This is a genomic window from Marinobacter halophilus (assembly GCF_003007685.1).
In the GTDB taxonomy this organism is placed as follows: Bacteria; Pseudomonadota; Gammaproteobacteria; order Pseudomonadales; family Oleiphilaceae; genus Marinobacter; species Marinobacter halophilus.
This window is the reverse complement of record NZ_PXNN01000006.1, coordinates 189,701-208,161: the sequence shown is the minus strand read 5'-3', so window position 1 is coordinate 208,161 and position 18,461 is coordinate 189,701. Positions and strand designations below refer to the sequence as shown.

Annotated in this window: 13 protein-coding genes; 2 read left to right on the top strand and 11 right to left on the bottom strand. The window is 54.5% G+C overall.

Going from position 1 to position 18,461, the window contains the following annotated elements:
- Nucleotides 1–177 precede the first annotated feature (177 nt).
- The 9 genes from sucD to sdhC form a co-directional block, all read right to left on the bottom strand.
- Nucleotides 178–1,050, bottom strand: coding sequence for a succinate--CoA ligase subunit alpha (sucD, locus tag C7H08_RS05050; protein WP_106670673.1), 873 nt, complete (start codon nt 1,048–1,050; stop codon nt 178–180).
- The gene (sucC, locus tag C7H08_RS05045; RefSeq protein WP_106670672.1) at nt 1,047–2,216 is read right to left on the bottom strand and encodes an ADP-forming succinate--CoA ligase subunit beta; all 1,170 of its coding nucleotides are present in this window, start codon (nt 2,214–2,216) and stop codon (nt 1,047–1,049) included. Before sucC ends, sucD begins: the two co-directional genes overlap by 4 nt.
- A gap of 196 nt (nt 2,217–2,412) precedes the next feature.
- Entirely contained in the window at nt 2,413–3,855 is a 1,443-nt protein-coding gene (lpdA, locus tag C7H08_RS05040) for a dihydrolipoyl dehydrogenase (RefSeq protein WP_106670671.1), read from the bottom strand.
- A gap of 35 nt (nt 3,856–3,890) precedes the next feature.
- Nucleotides 3,891–5,108, bottom strand: coding sequence for a 2-oxoglutarate dehydrogenase complex dihydrolipoyllysine-residue succinyltransferase (gene odhB, locus C7H08_RS05035; RefSeq protein ID WP_106670670.1), 1,218 nt, complete (start codon nt 5,106–5,108; stop codon nt 3,891–3,893).
- Between the two features lie 25 nt (nt 5,109–5,133).
- Nucleotides 5,134–7,971, bottom strand: a complete 2,838-nt coding sequence (locus C7H08_RS05030; RefSeq protein ID WP_106670669.1) for a 2-oxoglutarate dehydrogenase E1 component — start codon at nt 7,969–7,971, stop codon at nt 5,134–5,136.
- Nucleotides 7,972–8,287: 316 nt separating this feature from the next.
- Nucleotides 8,288–8,992 (bottom strand): succinate dehydrogenase iron-sulfur subunit, encoded by a 705-nt coding sequence (locus tag C7H08_RS05025; protein ID WP_106670668.1) that lies wholly within the window; start codon nt 8,990–8,992, stop codon nt 8,288–8,290.
- 13 nt (nt 8,993–9,005) lie between these two features.
- Nucleotides 9,006–10,778: a succinate dehydrogenase flavoprotein subunit gene (gene sdhA / locus C7H08_RS05020; RefSeq protein ID WP_106670667.1), complete on the bottom strand. Its 1,773-nt coding sequence runs from the start codon at nt 10,776–10,778 to the stop codon at nt 9,006–9,008.
- A 3-nt stretch (nt 10,779–10,781) separates the two neighbouring features.
- Nucleotides 10,782–11,126: a succinate dehydrogenase, hydrophobic membrane anchor protein gene (gene sdhD / locus C7H08_RS05015; protein ID WP_106670666.1), complete on the bottom strand. Its 345-nt coding sequence runs from the start codon at nt 11,124–11,126 to the stop codon at nt 10,782–10,784.
- Nucleotides 11,120–11,494, bottom strand: coding sequence for a succinate dehydrogenase, cytochrome b556 subunit (gene sdhC, locus C7H08_RS05010; RefSeq protein ID WP_106670665.1), 375 nt, complete (start codon nt 11,492–11,494; stop codon nt 11,120–11,122). The genes sdhD and sdhC overlap by 7 nt, the downstream gene beginning before the upstream one ends.
- Before the next feature lie 474 nt (nt 11,495–11,968).
- Between sdhC and gltA the strand changes: the two genes are divergently transcribed.
- Nucleotides 11,969–13,243: a citrate synthase gene (gltA, locus tag C7H08_RS05005; protein WP_106670664.1), complete on the top strand. Its 1,275-nt coding sequence runs from the start codon at nt 11,969–11,971 to the stop codon at nt 13,241–13,243.
- A gap of 105 nt (nt 13,244–13,348) precedes the next feature.
- Complete coding sequence (locus C7H08_RS05000) at nt 13,349–14,218, top strand: NAD(P)-dependent oxidoreductase (RefSeq protein ID WP_106670663.1); 870 nt, start codon at nt 13,349–13,351, stop codon at nt 14,216–14,218.
- 154 nt (nt 14,219–14,372) lie between these two features.
- On the opposite strand, the gene topA is transcribed toward C7H08_RS05000, so the two are convergent.
- The gene (topA, locus tag C7H08_RS04995) at nt 14,373–17,012 is read right to left on the bottom strand and encodes a type I DNA topoisomerase (RefSeq protein ID WP_106670662.1); all 2,640 of its coding nucleotides are present in this window, start codon (nt 17,010–17,012) and stop codon (nt 14,373–14,375) included.
- Nucleotides 17,013–17,278: 266 nt separating this feature from the next.
- Entirely contained in the window at nt 17,279–18,454 is a 1,176-nt protein-coding gene (gene fadA / locus C7H08_RS04990) for an acetyl-CoA C-acyltransferase FadA (RefSeq protein WP_106670661.1), read from the bottom strand.
- Between the last annotated feature and the right edge of the window lie 7 nt (nt 18,455–18,461).

Here is an 18,461-nt window from a genome sequence, read left to right as displayed (position 1 = left end):
GTTTGTAAGGCGCCAGATTTCGCCGCGCAATTGCGACTGCTGAAATCTGGCTGACCGCGCATTATAGTCTTATCGTTCGCCTGCGTTAAGCAAACACCGTTAAAACAGCATGTCCATAACGCAAAACCCCCGGAATTCTTTCGAATCCGGGGGTTTTGGTAAAGGTTGTGAGATGACTTACCAGCCAGTCACTTCCTTCAGCGCCTTTCCGATCTCTGCCAGACTGCGCACGGTTTTAACTCCGGCGTCGTTCAGAGCAGCAAACTTCTCGTCTGCGGTACCCTTACCACCAGAGATGATGGCGCCAGCATGGCCCATACGCTTGCCCGGAGGTGCTGTTACACCGGCAATGTAGGAAACCACAGGCTTAGTGACGTGTTCTTTAATGAACGCTGCTGCTTCTTCTTCGGCAGTACCACCAATTTCACCGATCATCACGATGGCCTCAGTCTGCGGATCTTCCTGCAGAAGCTTGAGGATATCGATGAAGTTGGAACCCGGAATCGGATCACCACCGATACCAACACAGGTAGACTGGCCGTAGCCGAAGTCCGTGGTCTGCTTGACCGCTTCGTAAGTCAGGGTACCTGACCGGGATACGATACCAACTTTACCCGGCTTATGAATGTGACCCGGCATGATACCAATCTTGCATTCACCCGGTGTGATAACACCCGGACAATTCGGACCAATCATGCGCACGCCTTTGCGATCGACGTATTCTTTCGCATACAGCATGTCGATGGTCGGGATGCCTTCGGTGATACACACAATCAGCTCGATACCAGCGTCTGCGGCTTCGATGATGGCATCTTTACAGAACGGTGCTGGCACGTAGATCACTGTTGCTTCCGCGCCGGTCTGCTCTACGGCTTCACGTACGGTATTGAATACCGGCAGGTCCAGGTGCTTGGTGCCGCCCTTGCCGGGGCTGACGCCACCGACCATTTTGGTGCCGTACTCAATCGCCTGTTCAGAGTGGAAAGTACCCTGCGCGCCAGTAAAGCCCTGGCAGATAACCTTGGTGTCTTTGTTGATCAGGATGCTCATGATTTACCCCCTGCGGCTTTAACGACTTGCTCTGCGGCATCCGCCAGACTGGTGGCGGCAATGATGTTCAAGCCACTGTCAGCGAGCACTTTGGTACCCAGCTCAGCGTTATTGCCTTCAAGGCGCACAACAACGGGGACCTTGACACCCACTTCCTTAACAGCACCGATAATGCCCTCTGCGATCATGTCGCAACGAACGATACCACCGAAGATGTTAACCAGAACCGCCTGAACGGCATCGTCAGACAGGATGATCTTGAACGCTTCGGAAACGCGCTCTTTGGTAGCACCGCCGCCAACGTCCAGGAAGTTGGCAGGACGGCCACCGGACAATTTGATGATGTCCATGGTGCCCATGGCCAGGCCAGCACCGTTAACCATACAACCGATGTTGCCTTCCAGGGCTACGTAGTTGAGCTCCCACTTGGCCGCTTCGGCTTCACGGGCATCTTCCTGAGAAGGGTCGCGCATGTCCAGAATTTTCTTCTGACGGTACAGAGCGTTGCCATCAACGCCGAGCTTGGCGTCCAGGCAGTGCAGATCGCCAGCCGGAGTGATAACCAGCGGGTTGATTTCAACCAGCGCCAGGTCGCACTCTTCGAAAAGCTTGGCCAGACCCATAAAAATCTTGGTGAACTGACCGATCTGCTTGCCTTCAAGGCCCAGCTTGAATGCCAGTTCGCGGCCCTGGTATGGCTGCGCGCCGACCAGTGGATCAACTTCGGCTTTCAGGATTTTTTCCGGAGTCTCTTCGGCCACCTTCTCGATTTCCACGCCACCTTCAGTGGAGGCCATGAAAACAATGCGACGGGTACCACGATCAACCACTGCACCCAGGTACAGTTCCTGGTCGATATCAGTGAGCGATTCAACCAGAATCTTGGTTACCGGCTGGCCGTTTTCGTCTGTCTGGTAGGTCACCAGATTCTTGCCTAACCAGTTCTCAGCGAACTGACGGATTTCGTCTTTGCTCTTGACCAGCTTTACACCGCCAGCCTTACCGCGACCACCAGCGTGAACCTGAGCTTTGACAACCCAGGCGTCGCCACCGATTTTGTCTGCCGCTGCGACGGCGTCTTCCGGAGTATCACAGGCAAAACCCTGGGATACAGGCAGGCCATATTCAGCGAAAAGCTGCTTGCCCTGATATTCGTGCAAATTCATAGTTAGTGTCCCGTCATTTGATGGAGGATAACCACGTACGGAAAAGAACCCGCCGATACACCGTCCCTGGCATACCGAATGCGAATTCGTTCTGGTGGGCGAGGGATCGCCTATACCCACCGGTTACGCATCCGAAAACCTGCCGTTATGATGGCAGCGGGGCGCCTGAAATGGCGCCCCGGATTCCGGTGTTGCGTTACTTCTTTTTGCGGCGGTTGGCGATGTGAATCGCCCCACCAGCAACGGCCAAGGCTGCTTCGTGCACAGACTCGGACAGAGTTGGGTGCGCAAAACAGGTCAGAGCCAGATCTTCTGCGCTGGCACCGAATTCCATGGCGATAACGCCCTGGGCAACGATCTCAGACGCCTGCGGGCCGACTACGTGGAAGCCCAGAATACGATCGGTCTTCGCGTCCGCGATGATCTTGACCATACCGCTGGCAGAGTTAGCTGCCATGGCACGACCATTAGCCGCGAATGGAAACGCGCCCACATTGTACTCTTCACCCGCCGCCTTCACTTCTTCCTCGGTCTTGCCGACCCAGGCAATTTCAGGCGCCGTGTAAATAACGTTCGGGATGCAATCGTAATTGACCTGAGGCTTGTGCCCCGCAATGCGCTCGGCAACCATCACGCCTTCTTCAGAAGCCTTGTGTGCCAGCATCGGGCCACGTACAACATCACCTACAGCCCAGACACCGGGCGCTTCGGTTTTGCAGGTGTCATCGACAAAAATGAAACCGCGCTCGTCCAGTTTAACACCGGAGTCTTCCGACAGCAGGCCGTCAGTGTAAGGACGACGACCGACCGCGACGATCAGTTTGTCGAACTTGGCTTCCTGCTTACCCTTGGAATCTTCGTAGCTGACGTTAATCAGCTTGCGTTTGACTTCAGCGCCGGTCATACGACCACCAAGGATGATGTTCAGACCCTGCTTCTGGAACTGCTTCAGCGCATCTTTGGCAATTTGCTGGTCAACGGCCGGCAGGAAGGTATCCTGCGCTTCCAGCACAGTAACCTCTGAGCCCAACCGAGCCCAAACACTGCCAAGCTCCAGACCAATAACGCCAGCACCGATAACGCCCAACCGCTTGGGCACTTCCGTGAACGACAGAGCGCCTTCGGAATCGACTATGTATTCACCGTCAAACGGTGCAGGCGGAATCTGGATCGGCTTGGAGCCGCTGGCCAGAATGACGTTCTCGGCCTCGTAGATCTTGGTCTTGCCGTCTTTGTCCGTTACTTCAACCTTGCGACCGGCCAACAACTTGCCGTGACCCTGAATGGACGTCACACCGTTAGCCTTGAAGAGCCCACCGATACCACCCGTCAACTGGCTGACGATGCCACTCTTCCTTTCCATCATCTTTTCAAGGTCAATTTTGAGGTCTTTGGCGATGATGCCCTGCTTCTCATAGTCGTGGCTGGCCTCCTCAAATTTATGGGAGATTTCCAGCAACGCCTTGGACGGAATGCAGCCAATGTTCAGGCAGGTACCGCCAAGAACCGTGCTCTTACCATCCTCAGCAACCCACGATTCCACGCAGGCTGCTTTCAGACCCAACTGAGCAGCTTTGATTGCGGCCACGTAACCACCCGGGCCCGCACCTATGACAATGACGTCGTACTTATCAGACATAATTTATCCCGTTTTCTGATTCGTTAAGTGTCAGTTCACACGTCCAGCAGAATACGCGCCGGGTCTTCCAGCATTTCCTTGATGGCCACCAGGAACTGCACAGCTTCTTTGCCATCGACCATGCGGTGATCGTAAGACAGCGCCAGATACATCATCGGCAGGATTTCAACCTTGCCGTTAACCGCCATTGGGCGCTCCTGGATCTTGTGCATACCCAGAATTGCCGTTTGCGGCGGGTTCAGAATCGGCGTAGAGATCAGTGAGCCGAAGATGCCACCGTTGGTAATGGTAAAGGTACCACCGGTCATGTCTTCAATGCCGAGTTTGCCGTCTTTGGCCTTGGTGCCGTACTCGACGATTTTCTTTTCGATATCGGCCAGACCGAGTGCGTCGACGTCACGAACCACCGGTACAACAAGGCCACGATCAGTGGAAACGGCAACACCGATATCCTGATAACCGTGATACACCATGTCGCTGCCATCGATGGACGCGTTGACTGCTGGGAACCGCTTGAGCGCTTCGGTTGCCGCCTTGGTGAAGAAGGACATGAAGCCCAACTTGATACCATGACGCTTCACGAAGCTATCCTGGTACTGCTTGCGCAGCTCCATGATCGGCGCCATGTTGACTTCGTTGAAGGTGGTCAGCATCGCGGCAGTCTGCTGAGCTTCCACCAGGCGCTTGGCAATACTGGCCCGCAGACGGGTCATGGGAACGCGCTTTTCCGGACGCTCGCCCGGCGCCATATTGACCTCTGGCATGGCGGCCGGCTTGGCTGCCGCAGGGGTGGCAGCTTTGCTGCTGGCTACGTGGTTTTGCACATCTTCTTTGGTTACACGACCATCTTTACCGGTACCCTTGACCGCGCTTGGGTCAACGCTGTTTTCTTCGGCCAGCTTGCGTGCTGCCGGGCTCAGAATAGCGTCGCCTGAAGCGGCTTCTGATACAGTTTCTTTCGGTTCTTCAGGTTTGGCTTCCGCTTTGCTTTCAGCCGGCTTGGATTCGCCCGCAGCGCCTTCCTTAAACCTGCCGATAACTTCACCGCTTTCGCAGATATCGCCTTCACCTTTAAGGATTTCTTCAATCACGCCGTCAGCAGGTGCAACCACCTCGAGCACTACTTTGTCGGTTTCGATATCGACAATTAGCTCATCACGGGAACAGGCTTCGCCCGGCTGCTTGTGCCAGGTTGCGACGGTGCCTTCGGCAACCGACTCAGGGAAAACGGGGGCTTTAATCTCAGTTGACATTACGGATCCTTAGTTCGGTAGCTCGTCAGATTTCGAACGCGTCATTAACCAGCTTCTTTTGCTCTTCGATGTGCACAGACATGTGTCCACACGCAGGAGCAGCAGAAGCGTCACGGCCGGCATACTGAAGGTAAAGTTTCGGGTTAAGGCGCTGCAGCGCGTTACGCATATGATGTTGACTGCAGTACCAGGCGCCCTGGTTCATTGGCTCTTCCTGACACCAGACCACATGTTTGAGTTTGGGGTACTGGGCCAGAAGCTCATCCAGATCGTCACCCGGGAACGGGTACAGCTGCTCGATACGCACCAGCGCAACATCATCACGCTCATCTGCCTTTTTCTTTTCCAACAGATCGTAGTAGACCTTACCGCTGCACATAACCAGCCGCGTTATCTTCTTGGAATCGGAGGGCTCTTTCTCGGGCAAGACCGTCTGGAAAGTGCCGGACGTCAGATCTTCCAGGCTGGAAATCGCCTCTTTATGACGCAGCAGGCTCTTCGGCGTGATCGCCACCAGCGGCTTGCGCAAAGGACGCTTCACCTGGCGGCGCAGCATGTGGAATACCTGCGAGGGCGTGGTGGGCACACATACCTGAATATTGTGCTCTGCACTTAACTGAAGGAACCGCTCCATCCGGGCTGAGCTGTGCTCTGGACCCTGACCTTCATAACCGTGTGGCAGCAGCAGTGTCAGGCCACACAGCCGACCCCACTTATGCTCACCGCTGGTCAGGAACTGATCAATAACCACCTGCGCGCCATTGGCGAAGTCGCCAAACTGTGCCTCCCAGACCACAAGCGCATCTGGCTTGGTGGTTGAGTAGCCGTATTCGAACGCCATAACCGCTTCTTCAGAAAGAAACGAGTCGTAGATATCAAACTTCGGCTGGCTTTCAGACAGTTCTTGCAACGATACGTGTGTTGCGCCGTCCTTCTGGTTATGCAAAACCGCATGACGGTGGGAGAACGTACCACGACCAACATCCTGGCCAACAAGGCGGATCGGGTGACCTTCATTGAGCAGCGTGGCGTACGCCATCATCTCACCGTAACCCCAGTTCAGGGATAGCGCACCTGCGGTCATTTTTTCCCGATCATTAACAATTTTGGAAACCTGCCGCTGAACACTGAAGCCTTCCGGCACCTGGGTCAGCAGTTTGCCCAACTTCTGAATTGTCTTCGGCGCTACACTGGTCTTGCACTTGGCAGTCCATTCGTGGCCCAGGTACGGCGCCCAGTCAACGTAAAGCTCTTTATTGGGCTCTTTAACCAGTGACTTGACTACATGCTCGCCGTTATCCAGCGCATCACGGTAGTCCATTTCCATCTGTTTGGATTCATCTTCACTGATCACGCCAGCTTCAATCAACTGCTCGGCGTAGATACCGCGCGTGGTTTTCAGCTTGCGAATCTTCTCGTACATGAGCGGCTGGGTTGCGGCCGGCTCGTCCGCCTCGTTGTGCCCGCGACGGCGGTAACAAACTAAATCAATCACCACGTCGTTTTTGAATTCGTTGCGGTAGTCCATCGCCATCTGGGTCACAAACATGACCGCTTCAGGATCGTCTGCGTTCACGTGCAGAATCGGCGCCTGAACCATTTTCGCCACATCAGTACAGTATTCTGTCGAACGGGCGTCTTCCTGCTTGCTAGTGGTGAAACCTACCTGGTTATTGATCACGATGTGGATGGTTCCGCCAACACCGAAGCCCCGGGTCTGGGACATCTGAAAGGTTTCCATCACCACACCCTGACCGGCAAACGCGGCATCACCGTGCAGAACGATAGGGACCACCTTGCTACCGTCATTATCATCACGACGATCCTGGCGCGCGCGCACAGAACCGACCACCACCGGAGAGACGATTTCGAGGTGCGATGGGTTGAACGCCATCGCCAGGTGAACTTCGCCACCGGCAGTCATCACGTTGGAAGAAAAGCCCTGATGGTATTTCACGTCGCCGGAGCCGGAATCGGCGAGCTTTTTGCCCTCAAATTCATCGAACAGCTCTTTCGGGTTCTTGCCGAGGGTATTGATAAGAACGTTCAACCGACCACGGTGTGCCATACCCAGAACAATTTCTTTGGTGCCGTAGGAGCCAGCACGCTGGATCAATTCGTCCAGACACGGAATCAGACTCTCGCCCCCCTCCAGACCGAAACGTTTGACGCCCGGATAGCGCGAGCCCAGATATTTTTCAAGACCCTCTGCAGCCGTCAGACGCTCCAGAAGATGTTTGCGGGTTGACGCTTCATATTCCGGACGGGACCGAACCGGCTCCATACGCTGCTGGAACCAGCGCTTGATGCGAGTATCAACCACATGCATATATTCGGCGCCGATGGTCTGGCAATAGGTTTGGCGTAAACCGTCAACAATGTCTCCGAGCTTCATGGTCTCGGAGCCGAAATTCAGGGAACCTGTCTGGAATTCCAGATCTAGATCCGATTCGCCCAGTTCATGAAAGGACGGATCAAGATCTTCAACAGGCTCACGCTGCCAGACACCCAAGGGGTCGAGCGTTGATTCCTGATGACCGCGAAAACGATAGGCGTTAATCAGCTGGAGAACACGGATCTGTTTCTTATCGGCGTTCGTTGTGGCACTGGCAGGAACGCCACCATTTGCCAGAAAACGCTGATTACGAGAAATGTGTTCAAACTGTTCGCGGATGGTCGAGTGAACAACGTCACGGCCATGATGGCCATCAACGCTGGGGAGCTTATCAAAGTAACTCCGCCACTCTTCAGGAATTGCGTTGGGGTCTGTCAGGTAGGTTTCAAAAAGCTGTTCAACATAGGCCAGATTTCCACCTTGAAGATGGGAAGTCTGCCATAACTGCTCCATGATGCTTTCGTGCATTTTGAATAGCTCACCTTGGGCTGGTGCGGGGGAGCGAGTATGGTGGTCCAGGGGTAAATCTCAGTCAATACGGGATATTACGGCATGACTTTTGGCCACCACACCCTGCAAGGATGTTTTCCGTCCCCAGTGATTTTTATACTCAGCGACACTGCCCGGTCTCCTGGGTAAGGCAACCAAACAGTGGACGTAAGTTTGCACTCTGGTAAGACTTTTGCCTATAAGCCTTTGGTTGAAGGCCCCGCATATGCGGGGCCTTCAAGGGTGCAAACTGGTGCAGATACACCAGTATAGCTGGTTATGCGAGATTTTCCGATCAAGTCGCTCTTTGCAGAAGGAGGTTCCGAATGTGGCCAATCGCCTTTGTGGGGTTCAGGCCTTTCGGACAAACGCTGACACAGTTCATGATTCCCCGGCAGCGGAAAACGCTGAACGGATCGTCCAGATTGGACAGGCGTTCTGCCTGAGCGGTATCACGACTATCCGCCAGGAAGCGGTAGGCCTGGAGCAGGCCAGACGGACCAATGAACTTGTCCGGGTTCCACCAGAAAGACGGGCAAGCCGTTGAGCAGCAAGCACAGAGAATGCACTCGTACAGGCCGTCCAGCTTCTCACGATCTTCCGGAGTCTGCAGGCGCTCAATGGCAGGGGCCGGCGTATCGTTAACAAGATACGGCATGACCTTTTCGTACTGCTTGTAGAACAAACTCATATCCACGACCAGGTCGCGAATAACCGGCAGGCCCGGCAGCGGACGCAATACCAGTTTGTTCTTTTTGACCACCTTGGACATTGGCGTGATACACGCCAAGCCGTTGGTGCCATTCATGTTCATGCCATCTGAGCCACAAACACCTTCACGACAGGAACGGCGATACGCCATTGAAGAATCGCGTTCTTTGATGAGGTTCAGCACATCAAGAACCATCAAATCCTTACCTTCCGGAATATCAACTTCAACGTCCTGCATGTAGGGCGCGTTGTCGCTCTCCGGGTTATAACGATAAAGGCTTACTAACATTTTAACATCCCCCTTAGTAAGTCCGGACCTTCGGCTGGAAGGTGTCTACGGTCTTCGGCGCAAAGTTCACATCACGCTTGCCGACGCGCTTGTCCAGCGGGAAGTACATGGAGTGCTTCAGCCAGTTTTCGTCGTCACGCTCGGTGAAGTCGTTGCGGGCGTGAGCACCACGACTTTCCTTACGCTCAAATGCTGAGATAGCTGTCGCCAGCGCCACTTCGAAAAGGTTGTCGAGTTCAAGCGCTTCAATACGCGCTGTGTTGAAGGCGTTACTGGTATCCGTCAACTTGGTGTTGCGTACACGTTCACCGATAGCCTCCAGCTTTTGCAACCCTTCCTCCATGCTCTTGCCGTCACGGAAAACGCCGAAGTAGAGCTGCATGCAGTTCTGCAGATCTTTGCGAACAGTCGCAACACTTTCGCCCTCGGAGGCACTGTTCAGACGATCAAGACGCGCCATTGCTCGTTTGATATCTTCTTCACTGGCGCCATCTACTTCGAATCCGCCACGCAACTGCTCTTCAATGTGAAGACCTGCGGCACGACCAAAGACAACCAGGTCCAGCAACGAGTTACCACCCAGACGGTTGGCACCATGAACCGATACGCAGGCCGCTTCACCGCAAGCAAACAGACCCGGAATCGGCTGATCTTTGCCATTTTCATCCTGAGTAAGCGCTTGACCGCCAACGTTGGTCGGTATGCCGCCCATCATGTAGTGGCAAGTCGGAACGACCGGGACCGGTTCTTTGACGGGGTCAACATGAGCAAAGGTACGGGACAGCTCACAAATGCCTGGCAGACGCAGATTCAGGGTTTCTTCGCCCAAATGATCCAGCTTCAAAAGCACATGGTCTTTTTCCGGTCCACAGCCACGACCTTCCAGAATCTCGATAACCATCGACCGGGCAACGACGTCGCGGCCAGCCAGATCTTTCGCGTTCGGAGCATAACGCTCCATGAAGCGCTCACCTTCGGAGTTGATAAGGTAGCCACCTTCACCACGACAACCTTCAGTTACCAGAGTACCCGCACCATGAATACCGGTCGGATGGAACTGCCACATTTCCATATCCTGCATGGGGAAGCCCGCACGCAGTGCCATGCCGATACCGTCACCGGTGTTGATCAGCGCGTTGGTGGTCGAGGCGTAGATCCGACCTGCACCGCCGGTAGCAAGAACCGTCGCCTTGGACTTGATGTAAGCCACTTCGCCAGACTCTATCTCAATAGCGACAACACCTACCACTTCATTTTTGCTGTTCTTGACCAGATCGACCGCGTACCACTCGTTCAGGAACGTGGTTCCACCCTTGAGGTTCGCCTGGTACAAAGTGTGCAACAACGCGTGACCGGTACGGTCCGCTGCAGCGCAGGTACGAGCAGCCTGAGTGGGGTTGTCCGGCCCTTTGGACTGACCGCCAAACGGCCGCTGGTAAATACGCCCCTGCTCTGTCCGTGAGAACGGAAGACCCATATGCTCAAGCTCAAACACCGCCTGCGGACCTACAGAACACATGTATTCCACGGCGTCTTGATCGGCAATGTAGTCAGATCCCTTTACGGTATCATACATGTGCCAGCGCCAATCATCGTTGGGATCCGCACTTGCGATGGCGCAGGTGATGCCACCCTGGGCCGACACGGTGTGCGAACGAGTCGGGAATACTTTTGTGATGCAGGCAGTATTGACGCCGGATTCGGTCAACTGCAGGGCAGCTCGCATACCGGCGCCGCCGCCACCGATAACAATCGCGTCGTAAGACATGGTCTTGATATTAGTCATCTATTAAAGCCCCCAAAGAATCTGAATGCCCCAGATCACATACACGAACATGGTCAAACCGCACAATGCCTGAACCAGAAAACGCGGTGCCATCGCCTTGATATAATCGGTAGTGACTGTCCAAAGCCCAACCCAGGCGTGAGCACCTATGGACAAGAGCGCCAACAGCGTAAAGATGCGGAACCAGGTTTGCGAAAACAGCGCATTCCAAGTCTCATAGTTCACATCACTGAACACCATGAATCCCAGCAAAAACAGTGTGTACAGAGCCAATACGTAGGCTGTAACACGCTGGATCAACCAATCGAAAACACCGCTGCGGCCGAGATTAGTTACGCTACTTACCATACCCAGACTCCAGCCAGAATAATGAGAACAATGGAAACCACAATAGTAATCTTCGAGGCGAGAAGACCGCTTTCGAGCTCTTCAGCAATACCCATATCCATCAGCAGGTGCTTGATACCTGCAACCAGGTGGTAAAGCAGAGCAGAAAGGATGCCCCAAATAATCAGCTTGGCTAGGAAGCTGTCCAGCAGTTCGCTTACCCGGGCATAACCATCTTCTCCTGACAAGGAGAGATCCAGACCGTACAACAGAAAGGCAACACCCACGAAAATGATGATGCCGCTGACGCGATGCAGGATCGATGTGATGGCAGGCAGCGGGAAATGAAACTTGCCGAGATCGAGATTTACTGGTCGTTTGCTATTCACAGCGCTCTCACACTCTCTTTTTGTTCCGCGGGACCGAAAAACGGTGGCGGATGGTTGGTATGTAAAGATCGGGGAATCGGTACGTTACCGACAACCGATTGGTTCAGGAGGGCGGATGACAACCCGATAGCTTACTATATTAAAGCTCGCATTTAGGCTCATCCCCGATTCCGGGCTAGGGATTATAAGGAGACACCCCGGTAATTACAAACGCGCAACAACTTCCAAACCCCTGAGAATAGCAGCCTCGCCCCCTCTATAAGGATGATTGACAAACCCTATTTCGGCCGCGCAGTGCCGTTATTCGTGATATCCCTCATTTACGGCAAACGTCAAATTCGATCTTTTCACCACAGGTGCATTGACAAAAAAAGCGAACGCCCTATATTTTGCCGCCAGTTTTGCGATAATACGCGCTTTCTCGCGCATACACATGCAAACAAGCTGTAACAGTTAATCAAACAGGAGAGCAACATGACCGACAGGAAAGCCACGCTCTCGGTGGGAGATAAGTCCATTGAGCTACCGATTTATTCTGGCACCGTCGGCCCTGACGTTATCGACGTACGTGGCCTGGTCCAGGAAGGCGTTTTCACCTACGACCCGGGATTCGTGTCTACGGCAGCCTGCGAATCGGCCATCACCTATATCGACGGTGCCAAGGGCATATTGCTTCATCGTGGCTACCCGATTGACCAGCTGGCCGAGCAATCCGACTTTCTCGAAGTCTGCTACCTGCTGCTGAATGGCGAGCTGCCTACCGCAGAAGAGAACAAGCGCTTCCACGACACCATCAAAAACCACACCATGCTGCACGATCAGATGCGCAATTTCTTCCACGGCTTCCGCCGTGATGCGCATCCGATGGCCATCATGTGTGGCGTTGTTGGTGCTCTGTCTGCGTTTTACCACGACCAGATGGACGTCACCGACCCCAAGCAGCGCGAAGTCACTGCGCACCGCCTGATCGCGAAAATGCCGACCATTGCAGCCTGGTGTTACAAATATTCTGTTGGCCAGCCGTTCATGTACCCGCGCAACGATCTGTCCTACGCTGAAAACTTCCTGTACATGATGTTCGGTACGCCTTGTGAGGAATATCAGCCGAATCCAGTACTGGCTAACGCCATGGACAAGATCTTCATTCTGCACGCCGATCACGAGCAAAATGCGTCCACCTCTACCGTTCGCCTAGCCGGCTCTACCGGCGCGAATCCATACGCCTGTATAGCTTCTGGCATTGCGGCTCTGTGGGGCCCTGCTCACGGCGGTGCTAACGAAGCCGTTCTGGATATGCTGGCTGAAATTGGCGACGTATCCAACATCGACACGTTTATTCAGAAGGCCAAAGACAAAGATGACCCGTTCCGTCTGATGGGCTTTGGGCATCGGGTATACAAAAACTTTGACCCGCGAGCCAAGGTCATGAGCGAAACCGCTCACCAAGTGCTTACCGAACTGGGTCTGGAAAATGATCCTCTGCTCAAGATCGCTCAGCGTCTGGAACAGATCGCCCTGGAAGACGAATACTTCGTGCAACGACAGCTGTACCCGAACGTCGACTTCTACTCCGGCATCATCCTGAAAGCCATCGGTATTCCAACCTCTATGTTTACCGTGATCTTCGCTATGTCCCGCACCATCGGCTGGTTCTCCCACTGGAACGAAATGGTCAGCGGTAACTACCGCATCGGCCGTCCACGCCAGTTGTATACCGGCTCGCCGAAGCGAGACTACCCGAAGAAATGAGCATCGCTGTACGCTCATAGCCAAAAAAGCCGCTGATCTCAGCGGCTTTTTTCGTATCATAACTCAACAACACGACCCTTCATCGAAAACAATAAGGAGAACAGCATGGTTTGCATTGCCTTTATCGGTCTCGGCGTAATGGGCTATCCAATGGCCGGGCACCTTGCCAAAGCCGGCTTTGATGTCCGAGTCTGGAACAGGACCACGGCCAAGGCCGAGCAATGGGCGAATGAGTATCCCGGCAAGGCCTGCAAGACTGTTTCCGAAGCTGTTGAAGGCGCAGACCTGGTGATGACCTGCGTTGGCGCTGACAAAGATCTCCTTGAGGTGTTTGAAGGCCACGATGGCATTATTGCAAATGCACCCCAAGGTGCCATCCTGATCGACCACACCACGGCGTCCTCAGGTGTCGCAGAGCGATTGGCAGCGGCGGCCGCCTTGCGCAACCAGGCATTCATCGATGCACCTGTCTCTGGTGGCCAGCAGGGCGCGGAAAACGGCAAGCTGACGGTCATGTGTGGCGGTTCGGAAGCGGCCTTCACCAAAGCAAAACCGGTGATGGATCATTACGGCCGAGCGGTGAATCTGATGGGCCCTGTGGGCAGCGGTCAGAAAACAAAAATGGTCAATCAGATCGCCATAGCCGGGCTGGTGCAGGGTCTGTCAGAAGCTCTGCACTTCGCCGAACAGGCAGGGCTGGACGCGCGCAAGGTGGTGGACGTGATTTCCAAAGGCGCCGCTCAATCGTGGCAGATGGAAAATCGCTCAGGCACTATGATTGATGGCGAGTTTGAGCACGGCTTTGCGGTGGACTGGATGCGTAAGGATCTGGGCATTTGCCTTGACGAGGCACGGCGCAATGGATCCAGATTACCGGTTGCAGCTCTGGTTGATCAATTCTACGGGGATGTACAGCAAATGGGCGGAAATCGATGGGACACGTCTTCACTAATCCAGAGGCTTCGCCGAAAATAAGGCTTACCACGGACGTTCACGGACATGATCAAAACAACGTTATGGCGTTAAGCTCTTTGTCCGTGTGAGTCCGTGTGAGTCCGTGTGAGTCCGTGCCGTCCGTGGCCATAGCTTTGCTTCCAGGCTTATTACCCGTAAATCAGCAGACTAAGCCCTATTTTTTCTTATCCTTCGGAACCCAGCGCCCGTTTTCATACCAGGCAGACCAGCCCGTCGCTTTGCCATCTTCTTCAGACATGACGTACTGTTCTTTGGACTTCCGGCTGTAGCGAATCACCGACGGGTTACCCTCCGGATCTTTCTCCGGAGCGTCCATCAGGTAATCGTATTTCGGGTCGATTTCCTTTCGGTGTGGTTTGATTTCCATCACCAGTGGCGGTCTGGTCTCCCGATTTTTCGGAAACTTGCTGGCCGCCAGAAACAGGCCCGAAGCGCCATCCCGCAACACGTAGGTGTCATCCACTTTCTGACACTGCAGCTCGGGCATGGGCACCGGATCCATCTTGGGCGGCGCCGGCTCACCGCTCTTGAGCAGTTTGCGGGTGTTTTTGCATTCGGCGTTGGTGCAACCGAAGTACTTACCGAAACGGCCGGTCTTCAACTGCATTTCCGAGCCACACTTGTCACACTCAAGCGTGGGTCCGTCGTAGCCCTTGATCCGGAATGTGCCCTGCTCTACCTCGTAGCCTGAGCAGTCCGGGTTGTTGCCGCAGACGTGAAGTTTGCGTGTCTCATCAATCAGATAGCTGTCCATTGCCGTTTCGCACTTGGGGCACCGCCGCTTTTTGCGCAGCAACCGGCTTTCGCCCTCACCCTCTACATCCTCATCAGCGCTGACCACCTCATCACCCGACACCAGATTGATGGTAGTCTTGCAGCGCTCCTTGGGAGGCAATGAATAACCGGAGCACCCCAGGAACACACCTGTGCTGGCGACACGAATCTGCATATGCCGGCCGCAGCTCGGGCACGCGATATCGGTCTCTGTCGGGGTATTGGCCCGCATGCCGCCCTCCGATTGTTCAGCGCTTTCGAGCTGGTTCCGGAATTTGGCGTAAAAGTCGTTGAGAACCTTCTTCCAGTTAACGGCGCCACCGGCGATTTGATCCAGCTCGCTCTCTAGACGGGCGGTAAAATCGTAATCCATCAGGTTAGGGAAAGATTCTGCGAGCCGCTCAGTAACAATTTCGCCCATTTTCTCAGCGTAAAACCGGCGGTTCTGCAGGCGGACATAGCCCCGATCCTGAATCGTCGAAATAATCGACGCGTAGGTGGACGGCCGACCGATTCCCTGCTTCTCAAGCTCTTTTACGAGGCTCGCTTCGGTGTACCGAGGCGACGGTTTAGTAAAATGCTGCGTAGGATCGAGTTTTTTGAGATCCAGAACCTCATCCACTTTGATATCCGGCAATGCCACGTCTTCATCTTTCTTGGCAGACTGGGGCGCAGCTTTCAGGAAACCCTCAAACTTGACGATACGGCCGCGGGTACGCAGCTCGTACTCACCATTGGCAACCATGATCGACGTGCTCAGAAACTCAGCATCTGCCATCTGGCAGGCAATAAACTGGCGCCAGATCAGGTCGTAGAGTTTCTCTGCGTCTTTTTCCAGGCCGGAAATGTCACTAGGCCGGCGGGAAACGTCCGATGGCCGGATGGCCTCGTGTGCTTCCTGTGCGCCTTCCTTGCTGCCGTATAACCGCGGGCTGTCAGGCAGATAGCGCTCACCAAACTGTTTCTCGACGAACTCACGACAACTGGCCACCGCATCCTGACTCAAGTTGGTGGAGTCTGTCCGCATGTAGGTGATATAACCGGCTTCATACAGCCGCTGTGCCAGCATCATGGTCTTCTTGACGCTGAACCCCATGCGGTTACTGGCCGCCTGCTGTAACGTCGAGGTAATAAAAGGAGCCGAGGGTTTGGAGCGGGTCGGCTTGTCTTCTCGCTTGGCTACCTTGAAGCCGCCTTCATTCAGCCGCGCCACGTGCTCATTGCTCTGAGCTTCGTTGACCGGCCGATACGGCTTGTCGTTGTGCCGTGTCACTTCAAAGCGCACCGGCTCTTTTGCGCCCACGGTGCCGAGATCGGCGTGCAACTGCCAGAACTCTTCCGGAATGAACTTCCGGATTTCCCGCTCACGTTCAACAATCAAGCGAACCGCAACAGACTGTACACGGCCTGCCGACAAGCCACGGGCAATCTTCGCCCACAGCAATGGCGACACCATGTAACCCACAACCCGATCGAGGAAACGACGGGCCTGCTGTGCGTTGACACGATCATTATCCAGATTTCCAGGGTCCTTGAAGGCCTCCTGAATTGCGCGTTTGGTGATTTCGTTAAACACCACTCGCCGGTATTTTTCAGGCTCGCCGCCAATGGTCTCCTGAAGGTGCCAGGCAATGGCTTCCCCTTCCCTGTCCAAATCCGTTGCCAGATAAATATGGTCAGCAGACTTGGCCAGCCGCTTCAATTCGCTGACGACCTTTTCCTTGCCAGGAAGAATCTCGTAACGGGCACTCCAGTCATGGTCTGGGTCAACACCCATTCGGACAACCAGCTGTTCTTTAGCTTTGCGTTTCTTATGCTTGACCTTTTCCTCAGGACTCAATTTGCGAGTGACCGCCGCCTGCTTGGCCCGTTCTTTCGGGTCAGACTGGCTGCCGCTGCCACTGACTGGCAGGTCGCGAATATGGCCGACGCTGGACTTGACAATAAAATCGGAGCCCAGGTACTTGTTGATGGTCTTCGCTTTCGCTGGCGACTCGACAATAACGAGACTTTTACCCATATCGGAGATCTGTATCCTTGGCGATAAATCGGTTAAGAGCTGAACAAACCGCAAACTCGCATAAAAATCAGGCAACTGGAAAACATAAAGGCTGCCATTGTGTATAAGCTCACTGTTTTACAGGGTCAAGAATAGCAAGACAACCCATTCTTTGACTTCAGTCATCCTTTTTTACGTATATCAGTGCAGATTGGCACCACCACAAACAGGAAGGCCCGGCAAAAGCCGGGCCTCCTGAATGAACGATACTGACCAGTATTACCGGATCAGATACGCTCCCACACCGTGGCAATGCCCTGGCCCAGACCGATACACATGGTAGAAACACCCAGTGTGCCGCCCTTGGCCTGCATAATATGCAGCAGAGTGGTAGAGATACGGGCACCGGAGCAGCCCAGCGGATGGCCGAGAGCAATCGCGCCGCCGTTCAGGTTGACCTTCTCATCTACTACGCCCTGCAGTTTCAGATCCTTCAGAACCGGCAGAGACTGACCAGCAAACGCTTCGTTCAGCTCCCAGAAGTCAATATCTTCAACTTTCAGACCCGCACGCTTCAGCGCCTTTTTGGTAGCCGGAACCGGACCGTAACCCATGATCGCGGGATCACAGCCGGCCACTGCCATGCTGCGCACCTTGGCAATCGGGGTCAGACCCAATGCCTGTGCACGCTCTGCAGACATCAGCACCATAGCAGACGCGCCATCGGTCAGCTGGGAAGACGTACCGGCAGTCACGGTACCGTTCTTCGGATCAAACGCCGGGCGCAACTGACCCAGAGATTCAACCGTAGTTTCCGGACGAATGGTCTCGTCTTCCTCGATCAGCTTCACAAAGCCGTTATCGTCATGCCCTTCGATCGGCACAATCTCGTTCTTGAAACGCCCTTCCAATGTCGCCTCGTGGGCCAGACGATGAGAACGTGCACCGAACTCATCCTGCTGCTCACGGGTGATACCGTGCATCTTGGCCAGCATTTCCGCGGTCAGGCCCATCATGTTGGACGCTTTGGCGGTGTACTTGGACGCGGCCGGGTTGTGGTCGAAGCCGGCAGTCATAGGTACGTGACCCATGTGCTCGACACCACCAACCATGAACACGTCACCGTTGCCCGTCTGGATAGCCTGGGCCGCGGTGTGGATGGCGCTCATCGCTGAACCACACAGACGGTTTACGGTCTGGGCTGCAGACTCGTGCGGGATACGGGTCAGCAGAGAAATCTGCCGCGCCACATTAAAGCCCTGCTCTTTAGTCTGGTTTACACAGCCCCAGATCACATCTTCAATTTCTTTCGGGTCGAGCTTCGGGTTGCGCTCGAACAGTGCGTCGATCAGCGTAGCCGACAGCGTCTCCGCACGTACGTTGCGGAAACAACCGTTTTTGGCACGACCCATCGGAGTCCGCACGCAATCGACGACGACAACGTCTCTCGGATTAAGGCTCATAGATCTT